We start from the raw sequence: 15,979 nt of genomic DNA, 5'->3' as shown, positions 1-15,979 counted from the left end.
GGTCGGCGGGGCCTGCCGTTAACCCGTCCCGGTCCGCCCCCGGCATGTCATCGACGCCTTCGGCTCAGTCTCATATCCGCGGATACCGTTCTGTCGGCCCGCACTCCATTCCTTCGGCGGGGTTCCCCAAGTCTGTCGAGGCGCATGCGGAGGGCTCCGCGCGCACAGCGAAATAGGGGGTATCCCCGAAGGCCGCCCGGCTCGCCGGGACGGGGGCTATGTCTATTCCGCGCCCTCCCGGCACATCATGCCGAGGGCCCAGAGCCACCTCACGAGCTCGGCCGCGGTGGCCGCGTTGGCCTTCGCCTGGGGCATGCCGCGGGCGAGCATCTCCTCGCGCCGCCGCAGGAGCCGCTCGGACCCCTTCCTCCCGTGCATCCTTATCTCGAGGGGCACGCCCGTGTCCCTCGGCATGAGCTTCGGCTGGTGCCGTGCCGCGGCGTAGCACCATGAGCCCCCAACGGCCAGCTTCCTCACGAGCGCGTTGCCCGCACCGCTGATGCCTCCGAGCCGCACGGAGTCGCCACTCGACCTCTGACTCGGCGCGAGGCCGAAATAGGCCGTGACCTGCCTTCCGGAACGGAACCTCGCGAAGTCGCCGACCTCGGCCGAGAAGGCTGCGGCCAGCGCGAAGGCGCAGCCCTTGATCGACTGGAGGGCGGCCACCTCCGCGGCGATCGGGCTGGCATCCACGGCGGCCCTGTACTCGGAGAGCAGGTCCGCCCGGGCCTCCGCCGCGGCCTCGACCTCGTTCCTCAGGGCGGCGAGCGCCCGAACCCCGCCATCGTCCTCCGGCCTGACCTTGTCGAGCCACCTCAGGAAGTCGTAGGTCCAGTACTTCCTCGGGTTGCCGGCGGGCGTGGTGCCGCCGTAGACGAACCCCCGCTTTGCGAGGAAGGCGAGCAGCCGCTGCTTGGCGGTCGCCAGGCGCGCGGTCGCCCCGTCGTAGGCGCCGGCGAGGTCCCTGATGCCTTCGACCTCGGGGGAGGGGACCCATACGGGGGAGATGTCGTGGGCGAGTATCGCCTTGGCCATCCTGGCGGCGTCGTTCCTGTCGTTCTTGGAGGCCGAGTCGGCGGCCGACCTGGGGATCTTCGAGACCGCGGCGACGACGCACTCGACGCCGAGCCCGGCGAGCTCCCTTTGCGGGGCGAAGCCGAGGTAGCCGCTCTCGTAGGCCGCGAGCGACGGCCCGGGGAACCCATCCATCCACCCGGCGATCTCGCCCCAGGGGTTGCCGGGGAACCTCCTCGTCACGGCCTCGCCGGTGTCCGCGTCGAGGGCGCAGACGGTGGTCGACCTCAGGTGGACGTCCATCCCGAACGCGGTAGAATACTTTGGCATGGGAGCCTCCCGACCTCGTTGCGGCGCGGCTGCGCCTATGGCACTTCAACATCATTGTCGCAGCCCCGACCCGCGGTCACGAGCGGGGGCTCCTGTCTTTTTAGTGCCCTCGGATTGGGTCATAGTGTCTGTCGTTGCCAAAACATCGACGTTGTGGCAGATGCCAACGACTATCCCCTTTAAGTTGCGGTGGAATAGGGACTAAATGGGAGTCTCAGAGGCCAAAAGAGTCCCTATTCCACCGCAACTTCATGGGGGTGTGTGACAATGCCCGTCGGAAAACATCTGCTGTCTTTGGGGGTCTATCTATGCTGTACGAGTTTTGTGCCGAGAACTTTGAGCGTGTGCCGGCGGCTATCGATGCCGGTGCAAGGCGTATCGAGCTGTGCGACAACCTTGCCGTCGGTGGTACCACGCCCTCGGCCGGCGTTATCAGCACTACGGTCAGCTATGCTCACGAGCATGACGCGCGAGTGATGTGCATGATTCGCCCGCGTGGCGGTGACTTTCACTACAACCAGGACGAGCTGCGCATGATGGAGATGGACTTGGGTCTTGCCGTGAGCGCCGGCGTTGACGGCCTGGTCTTTGGCTGCTGCAAGCCCTGTGCCGGCGGCTGGGCGCTCGACGAGCTCACCCTCGGCGCCCTCGTGATGGCTACGGGCTGCGCGACCGAGGAGTGCAAGCGCGGGGCCATCGATATCACCTTCCACATGGCCTTTGACCAGCTCTCGCTCGAGGCTCAGCTCGATGCCATTGACGCACTCGCCGACTGCGGCATCACGCGCATCCTGACGCATGGTGGTGCTGCCGGAACGCCGATCGAGGACAACCTGGAGCACCTGTCGCGTCTTGTCGAGTATGCGGGCGACCGCCTGACCATTCTTCCCGGTGGCGGCATTTCCACGGCCAATCGCGATACCGTGGCGGCGGCACTGGGCGTCTCCGAACTCCATGGCACCAAGATCGTGCCGCTGGAGGTATAACCCGTGGCGCTGGTATTTGACGTTCAGCAGGCGAACGGTAAGCCCGACGACAACCGTCGTCCCGGCACCGCGTGCCCCTTTTGCGATACCGAGGAACTCGCCAATATCATCCGGCGCGACGGTGGCTGCATCTGGCTCGAGAATAAGTTTAAGACCTTGCGGGCCACTCGCCAGACCGTATTGATTGAGTCGTCCGACCACGACGCCGACCTGGTGACCTATGCGCCGGACGAGCTGCATCATGTTATGCGGTTTGCCCTGGATTGCTGGCAGCGGATGATTGACTCCCGACAGTATCGCAGCGTTCTCATGTACAAGAACAAGGGCCCACTTTCGGGCGGCAGTCTGGTCCATCCGCACATGCAGATTGTGGGTTTGGAGCAGGAAGACGGCTATGCTTCGCTGGCTTCCGCCAATTTCGAAGGCATCAATGTCTGGCGGCAGGGGAGAATCTCGGTCAACGTCTCAACCGAGCCGATCATGGGATTCTTTGAGGTCAACGTCTCGGCTCCACAGGGAATCGCCGCCAGCGACGACGCCCGCGACCAAGCCGAAGCGGACCTGTTTGCCGATGCGATTCAGGTGGCCCTGCGCTATATCCTGCACGAACACCACGGCGGTCGCGCGGAGTCGTACAACTTGTTCTTCTACCACATGGACGGCCGGACCATTGCCAAGGCGTTGCCACGTTGGGTGGTTTCGCCCTACTTTGTCGGCTATCGTTTGGCCCAAGTCAATGCCGAGACGACGCTCGATATCGATGCTGAGCGTCTGCGTGCGCATCTGGAAACGCTCGTATAGCAAGACTAACACCCACGTAATGCGGACAGCCTAGCGCGCCATGGCATCGCGGCCGGCCTTGACCCGCTTGCGCTGGGCGGCGCGCTCCTCGCCGGTCAGGCGCTCAAAGAGATGCCCGATAATCGAGGCCAGCACCTGCTGAAACAGCGTGCCGCACATGACGGGGAACACGACCTCGCCCGGAAAGTACTGCGTGGCGATGACGGCACCCGAAGAGATGTTGCGCATGCCGCAGGTAAAGCACATGGTAGTCGTCTCGCTATATGGCAGATGCAGCGCACGTGCGACCAGAAAACCGACGACAAAGCCGCTGATGGCGAAGACCAAAATAAAGAGGGCGACTTCCAGGCGCACCGCGTTTATGTGTAGCACGTACTCGCTCATAGCGGTGGAGTTGGACGCGATGACGCCCATCATCATGAACTTGCAGGCGGGCGAGAGCACGGGAGAGAGTTTCTCGTGGCCCCAGCCGCGCGTGAGTTCATTGATGGCAATACCGAGCACAGCGGGGATGGCGATCATAAAGGCCATGTTCTGCATCATGCTCGGCACGTCGATCGAGACGGTGGCGCCCAGCAGGAGCTTGAGCGTAAGCGGAATCGTCACAGGTGAGATGACCGAGGACGTCAGGATGATGGTGAGCGCGAGCGGGCCGTTGCCGCCGAACATGCTGATCCACATAAAAGCGGTGACGGCCACGGGCACGCTGTATTCGAGCACAATGCCGCAGACAAGGTTGGGGTTGGAGCCAAAGAAGAGTGACCCCATGGCATACGCCGCGATGGGAATAAGCACCGCCGAGACGAGCAGCGCCAAGACTAGGTGCAACGGACGGCGGAACACCTCGGTTACCTGGTGAAAGGTGTTGCTGAGCGCACCCTGAAACGTCATAAAGGCAAACAAGGTGGGAACGATGGGCTTGAGTACGCCAATCTGTTGGGGAAAGAGCACGCCGAGTGCCACGCAAATCGGAACGATGACCTGCATGTGCCCCGCAAGAAACTTGCCCAGTCCAACCCATTGCTTCATATGCTCTTGTGACTCCCTTTGCTCGTGAATCCGTTTTGAATGGATATGCTAGACGCTCGCATGCGTCCGTGCGTCAGAAACGCTCGATTATTTCGAGGGTATTACCGCCCTCGTTTATCGAAACCGCGGCGTGCTGGACGTTGTGCGTCCGCGCTGCACGGTATAATAAATCCGTTCAACAGATCTGCCTGCCGAAGCGGGTATACACAGAGGACTCATCGCTATGAACCGTGAGAGGTATCGCGGCGACCTGCCCCTATCGGGGGTGGGCGCCTATGTCATCGCTTAAGACGACGCATCGCTGGGCAGTCGCTCGGCAAAACCCCGAGCTCGAAAAGGAGCTTTCGGCTGGCCTGGGCATACCCGGGCTGGTGGCGCGCATTATGGTTGCGCACGGCATAACATCCATCGAGGAAGGCCAGCTGTTTTTGACGCCTTCGCTCGATCGCGACTGGGCCGACCCACTCATTATTCCGGGCATGGCGGTCGTTGCCGACCGCGTCGAGCGCGCTATTCGCAACCACGAGCACATCGCGGTCTTTGGCGATTTTGACGTCGACGGCATTACGTCGACTTGTCTGTTGACCGAGGCGCTACGTTCGTTTGGCGCCGATGTCACGCCGTTTATTCCGCATCGCTTTGACGAGGGCTACGGCCTGTCGCGTGCGGCGCTCGACCGCGTCAACGAGCTCGCCCAACCCAACCTGATCGTGACCGTCGATAACGGCATTGCCGCCAAGGAGGAGGTCTCCTATCTGGAGAGCCTGGGGATCGATTTGGTGGTCACGGACCATCACGAGCCGTCCGACCAGGTGCCGCAGGGCGTGCCCCTGACCGACCCCAAGCTCGAGGACGAGGGTCCCTCGCGCGAGCTTGCCGGTGCCGGTGTGGCGCTCAAGCTGGTGCAGGTCCTGGGCGAGCGTTTGGGCAAGCCGTCGTATTGGCGTTCGCTGATCGAGGTCGCGGCGCTGGGCACCGTGTCCGACATGATGCCGCTCACGCCCGAGAATCGCGCACTGGTCGCCGAGGGCATCCAACAGATGCGCGTGACGGCCCGTCCCGGCTATATCGCGCTTGCCGCACTTGCCAAGGCCGACCTTTCTACCATTACGGCCGACGGCCTGTCGTTTTCGCTCATCCCTCGTCTGAATGCTGCCGGCCGCATGGCTGATCCCAAGCTGGCGCTCGACCTGCTGCTTGCCCGCGATCCTATCGAGGCAAGTGCACTGGCAGCCGAGCTCGAGGAAATCAACCGTCAGCGCCGCGAGATCGAGGCGGAGCTCACACGCGACGCCATGGCAAAGGTCGAGGAGACCTATGACGGCGGTCGCGCAATCGTCGTGGGTGGCGAGGGCTGGCACGAGGGCGTCAAGGGTATCGTAGCGAGCCGCCTGACCAACCGTTATCACGTGCCGGCGCTGCTCTTCTCGATTGAGGACGGCGTTGCGCGCGGATCGGGTCGCTCGGTGGGCAAGGTCAACCTGTTCGACGCCGTCGAGCGTTGTTCCGACCTGCTGATTCGTCGCGGCGGACATGCCGGTGCGGTGGGTGTGACCATCGAGGCATCCAAGCTCGATGAGTTCCGCCGCCGCCTTTCCGCCGTGCTATCGGAGCTTCCCGCCGAGGACTTTGAGGACACTGACGAGGTTGCCGCCACCGTCGACCTCTCCGAGTTAAATATCGAGACCATCGAGCAGATTTCCCGTCTTGAGCCGTTTGGCCAGGGCAATAAGGTGCCGTTGCTGGCCGCCGAGGGCGTGACGATGTGTGATCGCGCCGTGGTGGGCAAAACCGGCGAACACATGCGCTTCGTGGCGACCGATGGCGCCGCGAGTGTGCCGGCCATCATGTTCCGCGTGCCGCAGATCGATAGGCTCATCAATTGCGACAGCGCCGTCGACTTGGTGTTCGAGGCCGTGGCCGAGCATTGGCAGGGACGCGTGAAGCCCAAGCTCATGATCAAGGATGTTCTGGTCCGCGATACCACGCTGCCCAGCGTCGACGATCCGGCATGCGAGCTTCGTCGTGGCGTGCAGCCGGCGGATTCCGGCCTGCGCCTGGAGTCGCGTAAGCGCGAGACGCTCGCCCAGCTTTCCTATACCGAGCTCACGCGCTCGCTTATCCATAGCTTTATCGGATCGAACCAGCCGCACCGCGCGCAGGTTGAGGCGCTCGATGCCTTGGCCGACCACCAGAGCGTCTTGGCCGTTATGGGAACGGGCCGCGGCAAGTCTCTCATCTTCCATGTACATGCTGCGCGCGAGGCTGTCCTTCGCGGACGTGCGAGCATCTTTGTCTATCCGCTGCGTGCGCTTGTTGCCGACCAGGCCTATCACCTCTCGTCGACGATGGCAGCGCTTGGCATTGGCGTTGGCGTGCTGACCGGCGAGACCGTGGAGGCCGCACGCGATGATGTGTTCGCCGGCCTAGCTTCGGGCCGCACCGGTATCGTGCTCACGACGCCCGAGTTCCTATCTATCCACCGTGACCGCTTCGCGCGTTCGGGCCGCATCGGCTTTGTCGTTATCGATGAGGCGCACCACGCCGGCCTTGCCAAGGGCGGCGACCGCAGCGCCTATCTCGACATGCCCGATATCCTCAAAGCCCTGGGCGACCCGGTTGTTATGGCTGCGACGGCCACCGCAACGGCTCCGGTCGTGGCCGAGCTTGCCCGCATGCTGCCGATCACTCGCACGGTGGTCGACGAGACGGTGCGCGAGAACCTGCAGCTCGAGGACGACCGCGACCTTGCGAGCCGCGAGAACCGTTTGGTGTCGATCGTGGCGACGGGGGAGAAGACCGTCATCTACGTCAATTCGCGCGACCAGTCCGTGGCGCTCGCCAAGACGTTGCGCAAGCGTGTGCCCGATTGCGCAACCCATATCGCGTTCTATAACGCGGGTCTTGCGCGCCCCGATCGCCGCCGCGTGGAGGAAGCATTCCGAGACGGCAGCCTCAGTTGCATCGTCTCGACTTCGGCCTTTGGCGAGGGCGTCAACCTTCCCGATATTCGCCATGTCGTGCTCTATCACATGCCGTTTGGCGCGATTGAGTTTAACCAGATGAGTGGCCGCGCCGGTCGCGATGGACAGCCCGCCGTGATTCACCTGCTCTATTCGTCGCGCGACGCCCGCATTAACGAGCGCCTACTCGACTGCTATGCGCCCGAGCGCGACGAGCTCGTCACGCTCTATCGCGCGCTGCAAACCATGTGGCGCTCCAACCGCGGCAAGACCGGGGACGATTCCTTTAGCGCGAGCGATATCGACATCGCGCAGATGTGCCTTGCCATCGATGCTCGCACGCCGGTCGACGAGCGCTCGGTGGAAAGTGGCCTGGGAATCTTCGAAGAGCTTGGCTTCTGTCGCGTTTCGGGGTTTGACGACACCCGTCGCATCGCGATGGCCGAAAACCCCGGCCGTGTGCAATTGAGCAGGTCAATTCGCTATTTGGAGGGCTTGCGCTCGCGCATGGAGTTCTCGGCTTTCCGGAGTTGGGCGCTCGATTCGTGCGCTTCTGATATGCTAGCCAAAGTTAACCGCCCGATCGTACCGCGGGCCTAGGGGAAGGGGACCTCGATGGATGCCGCAGCCCGTACCGCCCATGATTCCGCCCTCCAGCCGTTCTCGGAGATGGAGCACTATAAGCATGCCGATGAGCTGCCGCCCGAGATTATGGCGGACAGCTACGACAAGCTGGAGCGCCTGTGCCTCAAATATATGAATGAGGACGACTTTTCTAAGGTGGAGCAGGCCTATTGTTTTGCTGCCGAGAAGCACTGCAACCAAAAGCGCCGCTCGGGTGAGATGTACATCAACCATCCCGTCGAGGTAGCCATCATTTTGGCCGATCTCAAGATGGACTGCGATGTGGTGTGCGCCGCGCTGCTGCACGATACCGTCGAGGATACCGAGACCTCGCTTGCCGATGTTTCCGGCCTGTTTGGCGATACGGTGGCCGAGCTCGTCGATGGCGTGACCAAGCTCACCAACATCGAAGTCGACAGCATGGACGAGAAGCAGGCGCTCACGCTGCGAAAGATGTTCCTCGCCATGTCCAAGGACATCCGCGTCATCATCGTTAAGCTTGCCGACCGTCTGCACAACATGCGCACCCTTGCGGCCCTGCGTGAGGACCGTCGCTTGTTTAAGGCCCGCGAGACCATGGACGTGTATGCGCCCCTGGCCGACCGTCTGGGCATGAGCTCCATTAAATGGGAACTCGAGGATCTGTCCTTCTTCTACCTTGAACCCGACGCCTACCAGCGCATCGCACGCATGGTGGCGGAGTCGCGCGAGGTCCGTGAGCGCTATCTGGCCGAGACCATCAAGACACTCACCGACGAGCTCAACCGCATTGGCCTGGAGGACTTTCAGATCAACGGCCGTTCCAAGCACTATTGGTCCATCTACCAAAAGATGAAGCGCAAGGGCAAGGAATTTTCCGAGATCTACGACCTGGTGGCACTGCGCGTCATCACGCATTCGGTGCGCGATTGCTATTCCACGCTCGGTGCGGTGCATACGCTGTGGCACCCCATGCCCGGGCGCTTTAAAGACTATATCGCCATGCCCAAGGTCAATAACTACCAGTCGCTCCACACGACGGTTATCGGCCCCACGGCTCGTCCGCTCGAGATTCAGATTCGTACCTACGAGATGCACGAGCAGGCCGAGTACGGTATTGCCGCCCACTGGCTCTATAAGAAGTCGGGCGGATCGTCCGCGTCTAAGACCAATGATGCCCAGCGCTTGGACGACCAGATTAACTGGCTCAAACATTCGCTCGATTGGGCTGCGTCTGATGAGATCACCGACGCCAAGGAATACCTGCATTCGCTGAAGGTCGACCTCTTCGATCAGGAGATTTTCGTCTTTACGCCCAAGGGCGAGGTCATGGCGCTTCGTGCCGGCTCCACGCCGCTCGACTTTGCCTACGCCGTTCACACCGAGGTGGGAAACCACTGCGTCGGCGCTAAGATCAACGGTGCGGTGGCCCCGCTCACGCACGAGATCAAGACGGGCGACCGTGTCGAGATTCTGACCAACAAGAGTTCCAAGCCGTCGCGTGATTGGCTCAAGATCGTTAAGACACCTTCCGCCAAGTCAAAGATCCGCCGTTACTTCGCCGCCGCGACCAAGGACGACGACGCTGCCGCCGGCCGCGATATACTGGCTAAGGACCTGCGCAAGCGCGGATATGGCATCTCTACGCCACGATCCACGCGTGCGCTCAACGCCGTGGCGGAGCAGTTTAACTATAAACAGCTCGAGGACCTGTTTGCCGCCGTTGGTGCGGGCAAAGTCGCCCCACGTGCCGTTGGCAATAAGGTCGAGCAAATCTTGGACCCCAAACCCGAGGAACAGCTCACCAAGGCCGAGGCTATCGCCGAGGTCGTCAAGCAGCCTGCCCGCGGCTCCAACCGCAAGCCGCAAAAGCGCGGCAAGAGCGCCAGCAACGGCATTATCGTCAAGGGCGAGAGCAACAGCGGCCTGCTGGTCCGTCTGGCCCATTGCTGCAACCCCGTGACGGGCGACGACATCGTCGGCTTCATCACGCGCGGTCGTGGCGTTTCGGTGCATCGCGCCAACTGCCCCAACGTCAAGGGTCTTATGGAGCATCCCGAGCGCATGATCGATGTGGAATGGGACGGCGCTGCCGACACCCTCTTCCAGGTCGAGATCGTGGTCGAGTGCCTGGACCGCATGGGCCTGCTCAAGGATGTCACCATTGCCATTGGCGATGCGGGTGGCAATATCCTTTCTGCCGCCACGTCGACCAACCGCGAGGGTATTGCAACCCTGCGCTTTATGGTCGAGATCTCGGACGCGAGTGGTCTGGATCCGCTGCTGGCCTCTATCAGCAGCGTTGACTCGGTCTACGACGCGCGTCGCTTGATGCCCGGCGAGGGTGGAGCCCAGCTTAAGCGCCGCGTTTAGTCGCGACGAACGTGCCACATTATCGATATTCGCTACACTCGAGGCATCGTTTGATGCCTCGAGTTCTATAGAGAGGAGAGGGACATGAGTGCTGTGTCCTTGGATTTAACTCCCAAGGGATCGGTCGAGATCGAGACGCTCGTAAACGGTCCCATTCAGACCAATAGCTATGCTGTCATTTCGGACAATGAGTGCGTGATTATCGACCCCGCATGGGAAGGCGAGCGCTTGGTGGAGCATATTCGAGCCGAGCATCCCGGCGTACGCGTGTTTGGCGCCGTATGCACTCATGGCCATGCCGATCATGTTGGTGGTGTTGCAGGCGTGCGAACCACCGTTGGCGAGGGCTGCCAGTATGAGCTGTGTGCTAAGGATGTGGCGGTGCCGCATGCGAACATCGAGGAACAGCGAGCTATGTGGGGCATTGAGACGCCTGACCCCGGGGAGCCGACGCACCTGCTCGCCGAGGGAGATGCTATCAAGGTGGGCGATATCTACCTGCAGCTGATCGAGACGCCAGGGCATACGCCGGGCGGGATCGTCTTGTTTGCTGCCACCGAGCAGGGGAACATTGCCTTTGTGGGCGACACCCTGTTTCCGGGTGGGCACGGCCGCACCGATCTTTCTGGAGGAGACGAGGCGGCGATTCTGCGCTCGCTCTCCAAGCTCGCCCGGCTTCTCCCGCCCGATACCGTTTGCCTAACCGGTCATGGCGATTCGACCACCATGGCACGCGAGCTCATGCAGAACCCTTTCATGCAGATTTAGCTTAATAGTCGGCTTTTGAAGCACGAGAAGCGTCCAAACGTCAAGCTATTTTTCCCCAACGGGTCGATTTCGTAGGGCAAACGGTCAAAAAAGTCTGTTTGGACGATATTCGTGAACAAACGAACGTTTATGCTCGGGTGCGCCGTGGTAAAATCTCAGGCGTTATCGGAGCAACCTTACAGGAGGTTTCTTTTATGCTCGTCAACGCAGCAGACATGCTCAAGAAGGCCGAGGCCGGCAAGTACGGTCTTGGTGCCTTCAACACCAACAACCTCGAGTGGACCCTGGCTATTCTCCAGGCCGCCGAGGAGGCCAAGTCTCCGCTGATCCTTCAGTGCACCGCTGGTGCCGCTAAGTGGATGGGCGGTTTCAAGGTCTGCGCCGACATGGTCAAGGCTGCCGTCGAGGCCACGGGCGTTACCGTTCCCGTCGCCCTTCACCTCGATCACGGTTCTTACGAGGACTGCTTTAAGTGCATCGAGGCCGGCTTCACGTCCATCATGTATGACGGCTCTCACGAGGAGACCTTCCAGCTTAACCTCGACCGCACCAAGGAGCTCGTTGAGCTTGCCCACTCCAAGGGCATGTCCATCGAGGCCGAGGTCGGCGGCATCGGCGGCACCGAGGACGGCGTGACCTCCAGCGGCGAGCTCGCTGATCCTGCTGAGTGCAAGCAGATCGCTGACCTGGGCGTCGACTTCCTCGCCTGCGGCATCGGCAACATCCACGGCGTGTACCCCGCCGACTGGGCTGGCCTTTCCTTCGAGCGCCTGGGCGAGATCAAGGCCCAGACCGGCGACCTGCCCCTCGTCCTGCACGGTGGCACCGGCATCCCCGAGGATCAGATCAAGAAGGCCATCTCCCTGGGCATCTCCAAGATCAACGTCAACACCGACCTGCAGCTCGTCTTCGCCAAGGGCGTTCGCGAGTACATCGAGGCTGGCAAGGATCAGCAGGGCAAGGGCTTTGACCCCCGCAAGCTCCTCAAGCCTGGTCGCGACAACATCGTTGCCCGCACCAAGGAGCTCATGGAGGAGTTTGGCTCCGTCAACAAGGCGTAAGCGTCGCTAAACTTCCCGCCGGAAGCCCCGTCCCCCTACACTGTTTCCTTTGCGCTCACCTGGCTTTGCCAGAAGTCGCGCCAAGGAAATAGTTCCGGGGGACGGGGCTTCCTTCGTTTAACGCCGCAGGGTTACGAGGCTGAATTATTTATTTGACTACCGTTCAGCGGTGTTGATGGCTCCCTTGTTGGGGCTTTCTTTTTATCTCGCTACAATGGGCTTCAAGCGTTCTAGTGACTTGGAGTTTTGGTATGGCTGTTATTAATGTACTGCCTTCGGATGGGAAGGTTATTGACGAGGGTCCTGTTGGTTGCTCTGTTGATGTTTGCTGTGATGACTTTCGTCATCTCGATGCTGGACTGCCGCCCGAGATTCTTCGTCTTAAGGATGCCGGGTATTTGACGCAGGCTGTTGCTGCCTGCGATCGCCTTTTGGAGCAGAACCCCGAGCCTTCGCTGGCTGCTTGTGTTCGTGCCGAGCGGTATCGCATGCTCGAGACGCCGCTTCATTTTTCGGTGTCGCGCGATCGAGCTATTGCGATGATTCGCGAGGAGTGGCCAGAGTTTACCGAAGAGCAGTTTGATGACCTGATTAATCGTAAGCGTATTGACTGGCGCTTTATCGATGGCGAACTGTTCGTTCTCGACAACTTCCTCGATTCGCTTCGCGTATATCCCAAAGAGGTTCCCGGCATGCGGCCCGATTCTACGGACGGAATAGCACTGCGCAACGAGATGCTCAAGGAGATGGAGTCACAAAACGGATTGGCTCGCGTCATTACGCTTAAAGCGTCCGTGTCTGTCCCCGGTGCTCTAGATGGAGAGACTGTTCGCGCGTGGCTACCCGTTGCCGCTGCCTGTCGTCAACAGTCTCATATCGAGGTTCTCGATATGACGCCGGAGGGTGCTGTTGCCCCCGCGAATGCTTCGGCGCGTACCGCCTCGTGGTCTTCTTCGAGTGAGCACTTTTTTTCGGTGACCTATCGTTATCACATCGATGCTGCTTATTGTGATGTCTACGGTGGCACACTTCCGGTTCACCCGCGTATGGACGCGCCTCTGCCCGAGGATATTTCCGAGGACCGTCAGCACATTGCATTCACGCCGTATCTACAGCAGCTGACAGCCCGTGTCATTGACGGGCTCGAGGATCCGCTCGATCGCGCCCGTGCTATCTATGATTACCTGACGCAGCATATCGACTATCGCTATCAGCCGCCGTACTTGCTTTTGGGATCTATTGCCGATGACTGCGCGCATTCGCTCCGCGGCGATTGCGGCGTTATGGCGCTCACGTTTATCACCATGTGCCGTATCGCGGGCGTGCCTGCCCGTTGGCAGAGCGGCCTGTATGTTACGCCCGATTCGGTGGGGTCGCACGACTGGGCAGAGTTCTATACGCCGCAGACCGGTTGGCTCAACGCCGACGTGTCATTTGGATCTTCTGCTCGCAGGATGGGGGAGGAGTGGCGCCGCCGTCACTACTTTGGCAATCTCGACCCGTGGCGTATGGTGGCCAACAATCGATTCCAGGCAGAGTTTGAGCCCTCTTTCGACGGCATGCGCGAGGACCCTTACGATAACCAGATGGGTGAGGCTTCGGTCGACGGTCGCGGATGCCGTCGGCGCGAGATGCTCCGCACGGTCGAACTCATCGAAATGCTCGAAGTTCCATTTTCGGACTAATCGGTAGAAAGCTGTGATAAACTAACTCACGCATTGCGTGCCCGAGTGGCGGAATTGGCAGACGCAGTGGACTCAAAATCCACCGTTGGCAACAACGTGCGAGTTCGAGTCTCGCCTCGGGCACCATACATGCAAGCGAGCGTTCAAGGGGGTTGCGGCCCCCTTTTTCGTGCCGAACTCGCGTGAGCGCGCGAAGCGTTAAGCAAACAGGCTTGTGGCCTGTTTGTAGCGGAGCGTGGCGAGGGCGCCGTGCGCCCGAAGCCTGGAGCTTCGCGAAGCGAAGGCCCTTCGAGTCTCGCCTCGGGCACCATGCATGCAAGTGGACGTTCAAGGGGGTCAAGGCTCCCTTTTTCGTGTACGTAATGTGATAACGCGCGGTACGTGTTATTATCGCCAAGGCGTTGTTCCCGCAATGCCCTAAAGAGGAACCCGAGGGTTCCCACCTTTTGGCGCCAATGAGCAGCTGACTGGTCATACAACTTAGATTCCCTTCCTCAAATCGAGGAAGTCTATGTGTACGACCTGGTTGCTGAGAAGCGCCGGGTTATTTTTTTATGAATGGAGGTAGGGAAAATAGCTAAGTCTGATGACACCCGCATCAACGACGAGATCACTGCATCTTCGTGTCGTTTGATTGGCGTCGATGGCTCTCAGCTCGGCCTGTTCGCCATCCGCGATGCCCAGCGCGTCGCCGACGATCAGGGTCTCGACCTGGTCGAGATCGCTCCCAACGCGGAGCCGCCGGTCTGCAAGGTCATGGACTACGGTAAGTTCAAGTACCAGCAGGCCATGAAGGCCAAGGCTGCTCGTAAGAACCAGTCCAAGGTCGAGGTCAAGGAAATGAAGTTCCGACCCAAGATCGACGTTGGCGACTACGAGACCAAGAAGGGTCACGTTCTGCGTTTCCTCAAGAAGGGCGCACGCGTTAAGATCACCATCATGTTCCGCGGCCGTGAGATGGCTCACCCGGAGCAGGGCCTTAACGTTCTCGAGCGTCTCGCCGAGGATCTCAAGCCTTACGCTACGGTCGAGTCCAAGCCTAAGATGGAAGGCCGTAACATGCTTATGCTGCTCGCCCCGATTAAGGGCGCCTTCGATGAGGATAAAGCGGCAAGCGATAGCAAGTAACTAGTGTTCTGTAACCGATTAAGGAGTATTTCATGCCTAAGATGAAGTCCCACAGCGGCACCAAGAAGCGTTTCCGCAAGACTGGTACCGGCAAGCTTATGCGCGCCAAGGCTTTCAAGAGCCACATCCTGAGCAAGAAGTCCACCAAGCGTAAGCGTGGCTTCCGTCAGGAGACCGAGATCGCCGCTGCCGACCGCAAGGTCATCAAGTCGCGTCTCGCCTAAGTTCGCGTTCCCGTTTTCGTTTTACCATCTAGGAGTTGATAGAACATGGCACGTATTAAGCGCGCTGTTGCCGCCAAGAAGAAGCGCCGTACCGTTATGCACCGTGCGAAGGGTTACTACGGTGCCGCTTCGCGTACTTACAAGCATGCTAAAGAGCAGGTCCAGCACTCCCTGCAGTATCAGTATCGTGATCGCCGCAACAAGAAGCGCGAGATTCGTTCTCTCTGGATTACTCGTATCAACGCTGCTGCTCGCCTGAACGATATTTCTTACTCTCAGTTCATGCACGGCCTGAAGGTTGCCGGCATCGAGCTCGACCGCAAGGTCCTGGCTCAGATGGCTTACGAGGACATCGAGTCCTTCAACGAGCTGGCTACCATCGCCAAGAAGGCTCTCGAGGCCTAATAGATTCTCTTGAATCGCTAGGGGAGTGTCGCGTTGTACGCGGCGCTCCCTCTTTTTATCTAAAGCGCGGTTTACATTGCTAAAAGCGCGGGTAGATAGACATTTACAGGTGACCGATCTCTATATATTTCTGAACCAAAGGGTCATCATCTGATACGTGCGGAAGATCCGCACCAGTCTTTCTATTAGCTATAGAAAGCGATATGTTGTGTAGGACTTGTGAAGAGTGGAATTGACGTCCCACAGAGCTTCGCGGTCTGGCAATATATCTCCTTGCCGCGCGGCCCGGTCGAACCGGATGGACCGCACAGCGTGCACCTTGAGAACCGGATACTGCGAGGATGGACACACCAGTTGTGTCTCATCCGGGCAGACATCGAACCATTTGAAATGGTCTAACTTGGATTTGTTTTTCGCAAGGCCGCCGAGAGGCGGCCCCGAGAAATTCCTTTTCCTATACTAGAACCATATGAATCGAACGGAACCGATCAGCTAATAGTTGTGAGGACCGGACGGGCTCGAAGCCCAGATATTTTGGACGGAGAGTTCGATCCTGGCTCAGGATGAACGCTGGCGGCGCGCCTAACACATGCAAGTCGAACGGCACCC

Annotated in this window: 12 protein-coding genes, 1 tRNA gene and 1 rRNA gene; 12 read left to right on the top strand and 2 right to left on the bottom strand. The window is 60.2% G+C overall.

What is annotated here, in order from left to right; genetic code table 11:
- Window positions 1-222: 222 nt before the first annotated feature.
- On the bottom strand, window positions 223-1,344 hold the full coding sequence (locus AB5Z14_RS01605; protein ID WP_368129994.1) for an IS110 family RNA-guided transposase: 1,122 nt from the start codon (window positions 1,342-1,344) through the stop codon (window positions 223-225).
- A gap of 308 nt (window positions 1,345-1,652) precedes the next feature.
- Between AB5Z14_RS01605 and AB5Z14_RS01600 the strand changes: the two genes are divergently transcribed.
- Window positions 1,653-2,330: a copper homeostasis protein CutC gene (locus tag AB5Z14_RS01600; protein ID WP_368129993.1), complete on the top strand. Its 678-nt coding sequence runs from the start codon at window positions 1,653-1,655 to the stop codon at window positions 2,328-2,330.
- 3 nt (window positions 2,331-2,333) lie between these two features.
- Window positions 2,334-3,131: a DUF4931 domain-containing protein gene (locus AB5Z14_RS01595; protein WP_117806619.1), complete on the top strand. Its 798-nt coding sequence runs from the start codon at window positions 2,334-2,336 to the stop codon at window positions 3,129-3,131.
- Window positions 3,132-3,161: 30 nt separating this feature from the next.
- On the opposite strand, the gene AB5Z14_RS01590 is transcribed toward AB5Z14_RS01595, so the two are convergent.
- Window positions 3,162-4,160, bottom strand: coding sequence for a bile acid:sodium symporter family protein (locus AB5Z14_RS01590; RefSeq protein WP_117806618.1), 999 nt, complete (start codon window positions 4,158-4,160; stop codon window positions 3,162-3,164).
- Between the two features lie 275 nt (window positions 4,161-4,435).
- Here AB5Z14_RS01590 and recJ point away from each other — a divergent pair, with 275 nt between their 5' ends.
- The 10 genes from recJ to AB5Z14_RS01540 form a co-directional block, all read left to right on the top strand.
- Window positions 4,436-7,723: a single-stranded-DNA-specific exonuclease RecJ gene (gene recJ / locus AB5Z14_RS01585; protein ID WP_368129992.1), complete on the top strand. Its 3,288-nt coding sequence runs from the start codon at window positions 4,436-4,438 to the stop codon at window positions 7,721-7,723.
- A gap of 15 nt (window positions 7,724-7,738) precedes the next feature.
- Window positions 7,739-10,099 carry a RelA/SpoT family protein gene (locus AB5Z14_RS01580; RefSeq protein WP_117774295.1) on the top strand — a complete coding sequence of 787 codons (2,361 nt, stop codon included), beginning with the start codon at window positions 7,739-7,741 and terminating at the stop codon, window positions 10,097-10,099.
- Window positions 10,100-10,183: 84 nt separating this feature from the next.
- Window positions 10,184-10,867, top strand: coding sequence for an MBL fold metallo-hydrolase (locus AB5Z14_RS01575; protein WP_368129991.1), 684 nt, complete (start codon window positions 10,184-10,186; stop codon window positions 10,865-10,867).
- A 194-nt stretch (window positions 10,868-11,061) separates the two neighbouring features.
- Window positions 11,062-11,928 carry a class II fructose-1,6-bisphosphate aldolase gene (gene fba, locus AB5Z14_RS01570; protein ID WP_035137086.1) on the top strand — a complete coding sequence of 289 codons (867 nt, stop codon included), beginning with the start codon at window positions 11,062-11,064 and terminating at the stop codon, window positions 11,926-11,928.
- A gap of 251 nt (window positions 11,929-12,179) precedes the next feature.
- Window positions 12,180-13,613 carry a transglutaminase-like domain-containing protein gene (locus AB5Z14_RS01565; RefSeq protein WP_368129990.1) on the top strand — a complete coding sequence of 478 codons (1,434 nt, stop codon included), beginning with the start codon at window positions 12,180-12,182 and terminating at the stop codon, window positions 13,611-13,613.
- 39 nt (window positions 13,614-13,652) lie between these two features.
- Window positions 13,653-13,739, top strand: a tRNA-Leu gene (locus tag AB5Z14_RS01560).
- Between the two features lie 432 nt (window positions 13,740-14,171).
- Window positions 14,172-14,741 carry a translation initiation factor IF-3 gene (gene infC / locus AB5Z14_RS01555; protein ID WP_089573296.1) on the top strand — a complete coding sequence of 190 codons (570 nt, stop codon included), beginning with the start codon at window positions 14,172-14,174 and terminating at the stop codon, window positions 14,739-14,741.
- Between the two features lie 32 nt (window positions 14,742-14,773).
- Window positions 14,774-14,965: a 50S ribosomal protein L35 gene (gene rpmI, locus AB5Z14_RS01550; protein ID WP_006234422.1), complete on the top strand. Its 192-nt coding sequence runs from the start codon at window positions 14,774-14,776 to the stop codon at window positions 14,963-14,965.
- A 45-nt stretch (window positions 14,966-15,010) separates the two neighbouring features.
- A complete protein-coding gene (gene rplT / locus AB5Z14_RS01545) occupies window positions 15,011-15,370 on the top strand; it encodes a 50S ribosomal protein L20 (protein ID WP_006234421.1) in 360 nt (119 codons plus the stop codon).
- Between the two features lie 535 nt (window positions 15,371-15,905).
- Window positions 15,906-15,979 (top strand): 16S ribosomal RNA (locus AB5Z14_RS01540); the annotation flags it as partial.

The organism is Collinsella aerofaciens, assembly GCF_040910265.1.
Lineage (GTDB): Bacteria > Actinomycetota > Coriobacteriia > Coriobacteriales > Coriobacteriaceae > Collinsella > Collinsella aerofaciens_BK.
The sequence above is the reverse complement of the archived record's forward strand: the minus strand, read 5'-3'. Positions and strand labels throughout refer to the sequence as shown.

What these genes read in the sequence shown, in the direction of transcription:
- AB5Z14_RS01605 (WP_368129994.1), bottom strand. Translation starts at nt 1,344, where the DNA reads ATGCCAAAGTATTCTACCGCGTTCGGGATGGACGTCCACCTGAGGTCG.
- AB5Z14_RS01600 (WP_368129993.1), top strand. Translation starts at nt 1,653, where the DNA reads ATGCTGTACGAGTTTTGTGCCGAGAACTTTGAGCGTGTGCCGGCGGCT.
- AB5Z14_RS01590 (WP_117806618.1), bottom strand. Translation starts at nt 4,160, where the DNA reads ATGAAGCAATGGGTTGGACTGGGCAAGTTTCTTGCGGGGCACATGCAG.
- recJ (WP_368129992.1), top strand. Translation starts at nt 4,436, where the DNA reads ATGTCATCGCTTAAGACGACGCATCGCTGGGCAGTCGCTCGGCAAAAC.
- AB5Z14_RS01580 (WP_117774295.1), top strand. Translation starts at nt 7,739, where the DNA reads ATGGATGCCGCAGCCCGTACCGCCCATGATTCCGCCCTCCAGCCGTTC.
- AB5Z14_RS01575 (WP_368129991.1), top strand. Translation starts at nt 10,184, where the DNA reads ATGAGTGCTGTGTCCTTGGATTTAACTCCCAAGGGATCGGTCGAGATC.
- fba (WP_035137086.1), top strand. Translation starts at nt 11,062, where the DNA reads ATGCTCGTCAACGCAGCAGACATGCTCAAGAAGGCCGAGGCCGGCAAG.
- AB5Z14_RS01565 (WP_368129990.1), top strand. Translation starts at nt 12,180, where the DNA reads ATGGCTGTTATTAATGTACTGCCTTCGGATGGGAAGGTTATTGACGAG.
- infC (WP_089573296.1), top strand. Translation starts at nt 14,172, where the DNA reads ATGGAGGTAGGGAAAATAGCTAAGTCTGATGACACCCGCATCAACGAC.
- rpmI (WP_006234422.1), top strand. Translation starts at nt 14,774, where the DNA reads ATGCCTAAGATGAAGTCCCACAGCGGCACCAAGAAGCGTTTCCGCAAG.
- rplT (WP_006234421.1), top strand. Translation starts at nt 15,011, where the DNA reads ATGGCACGTATTAAGCGCGCTGTTGCCGCCAAGAAGAAGCGCCGTACC.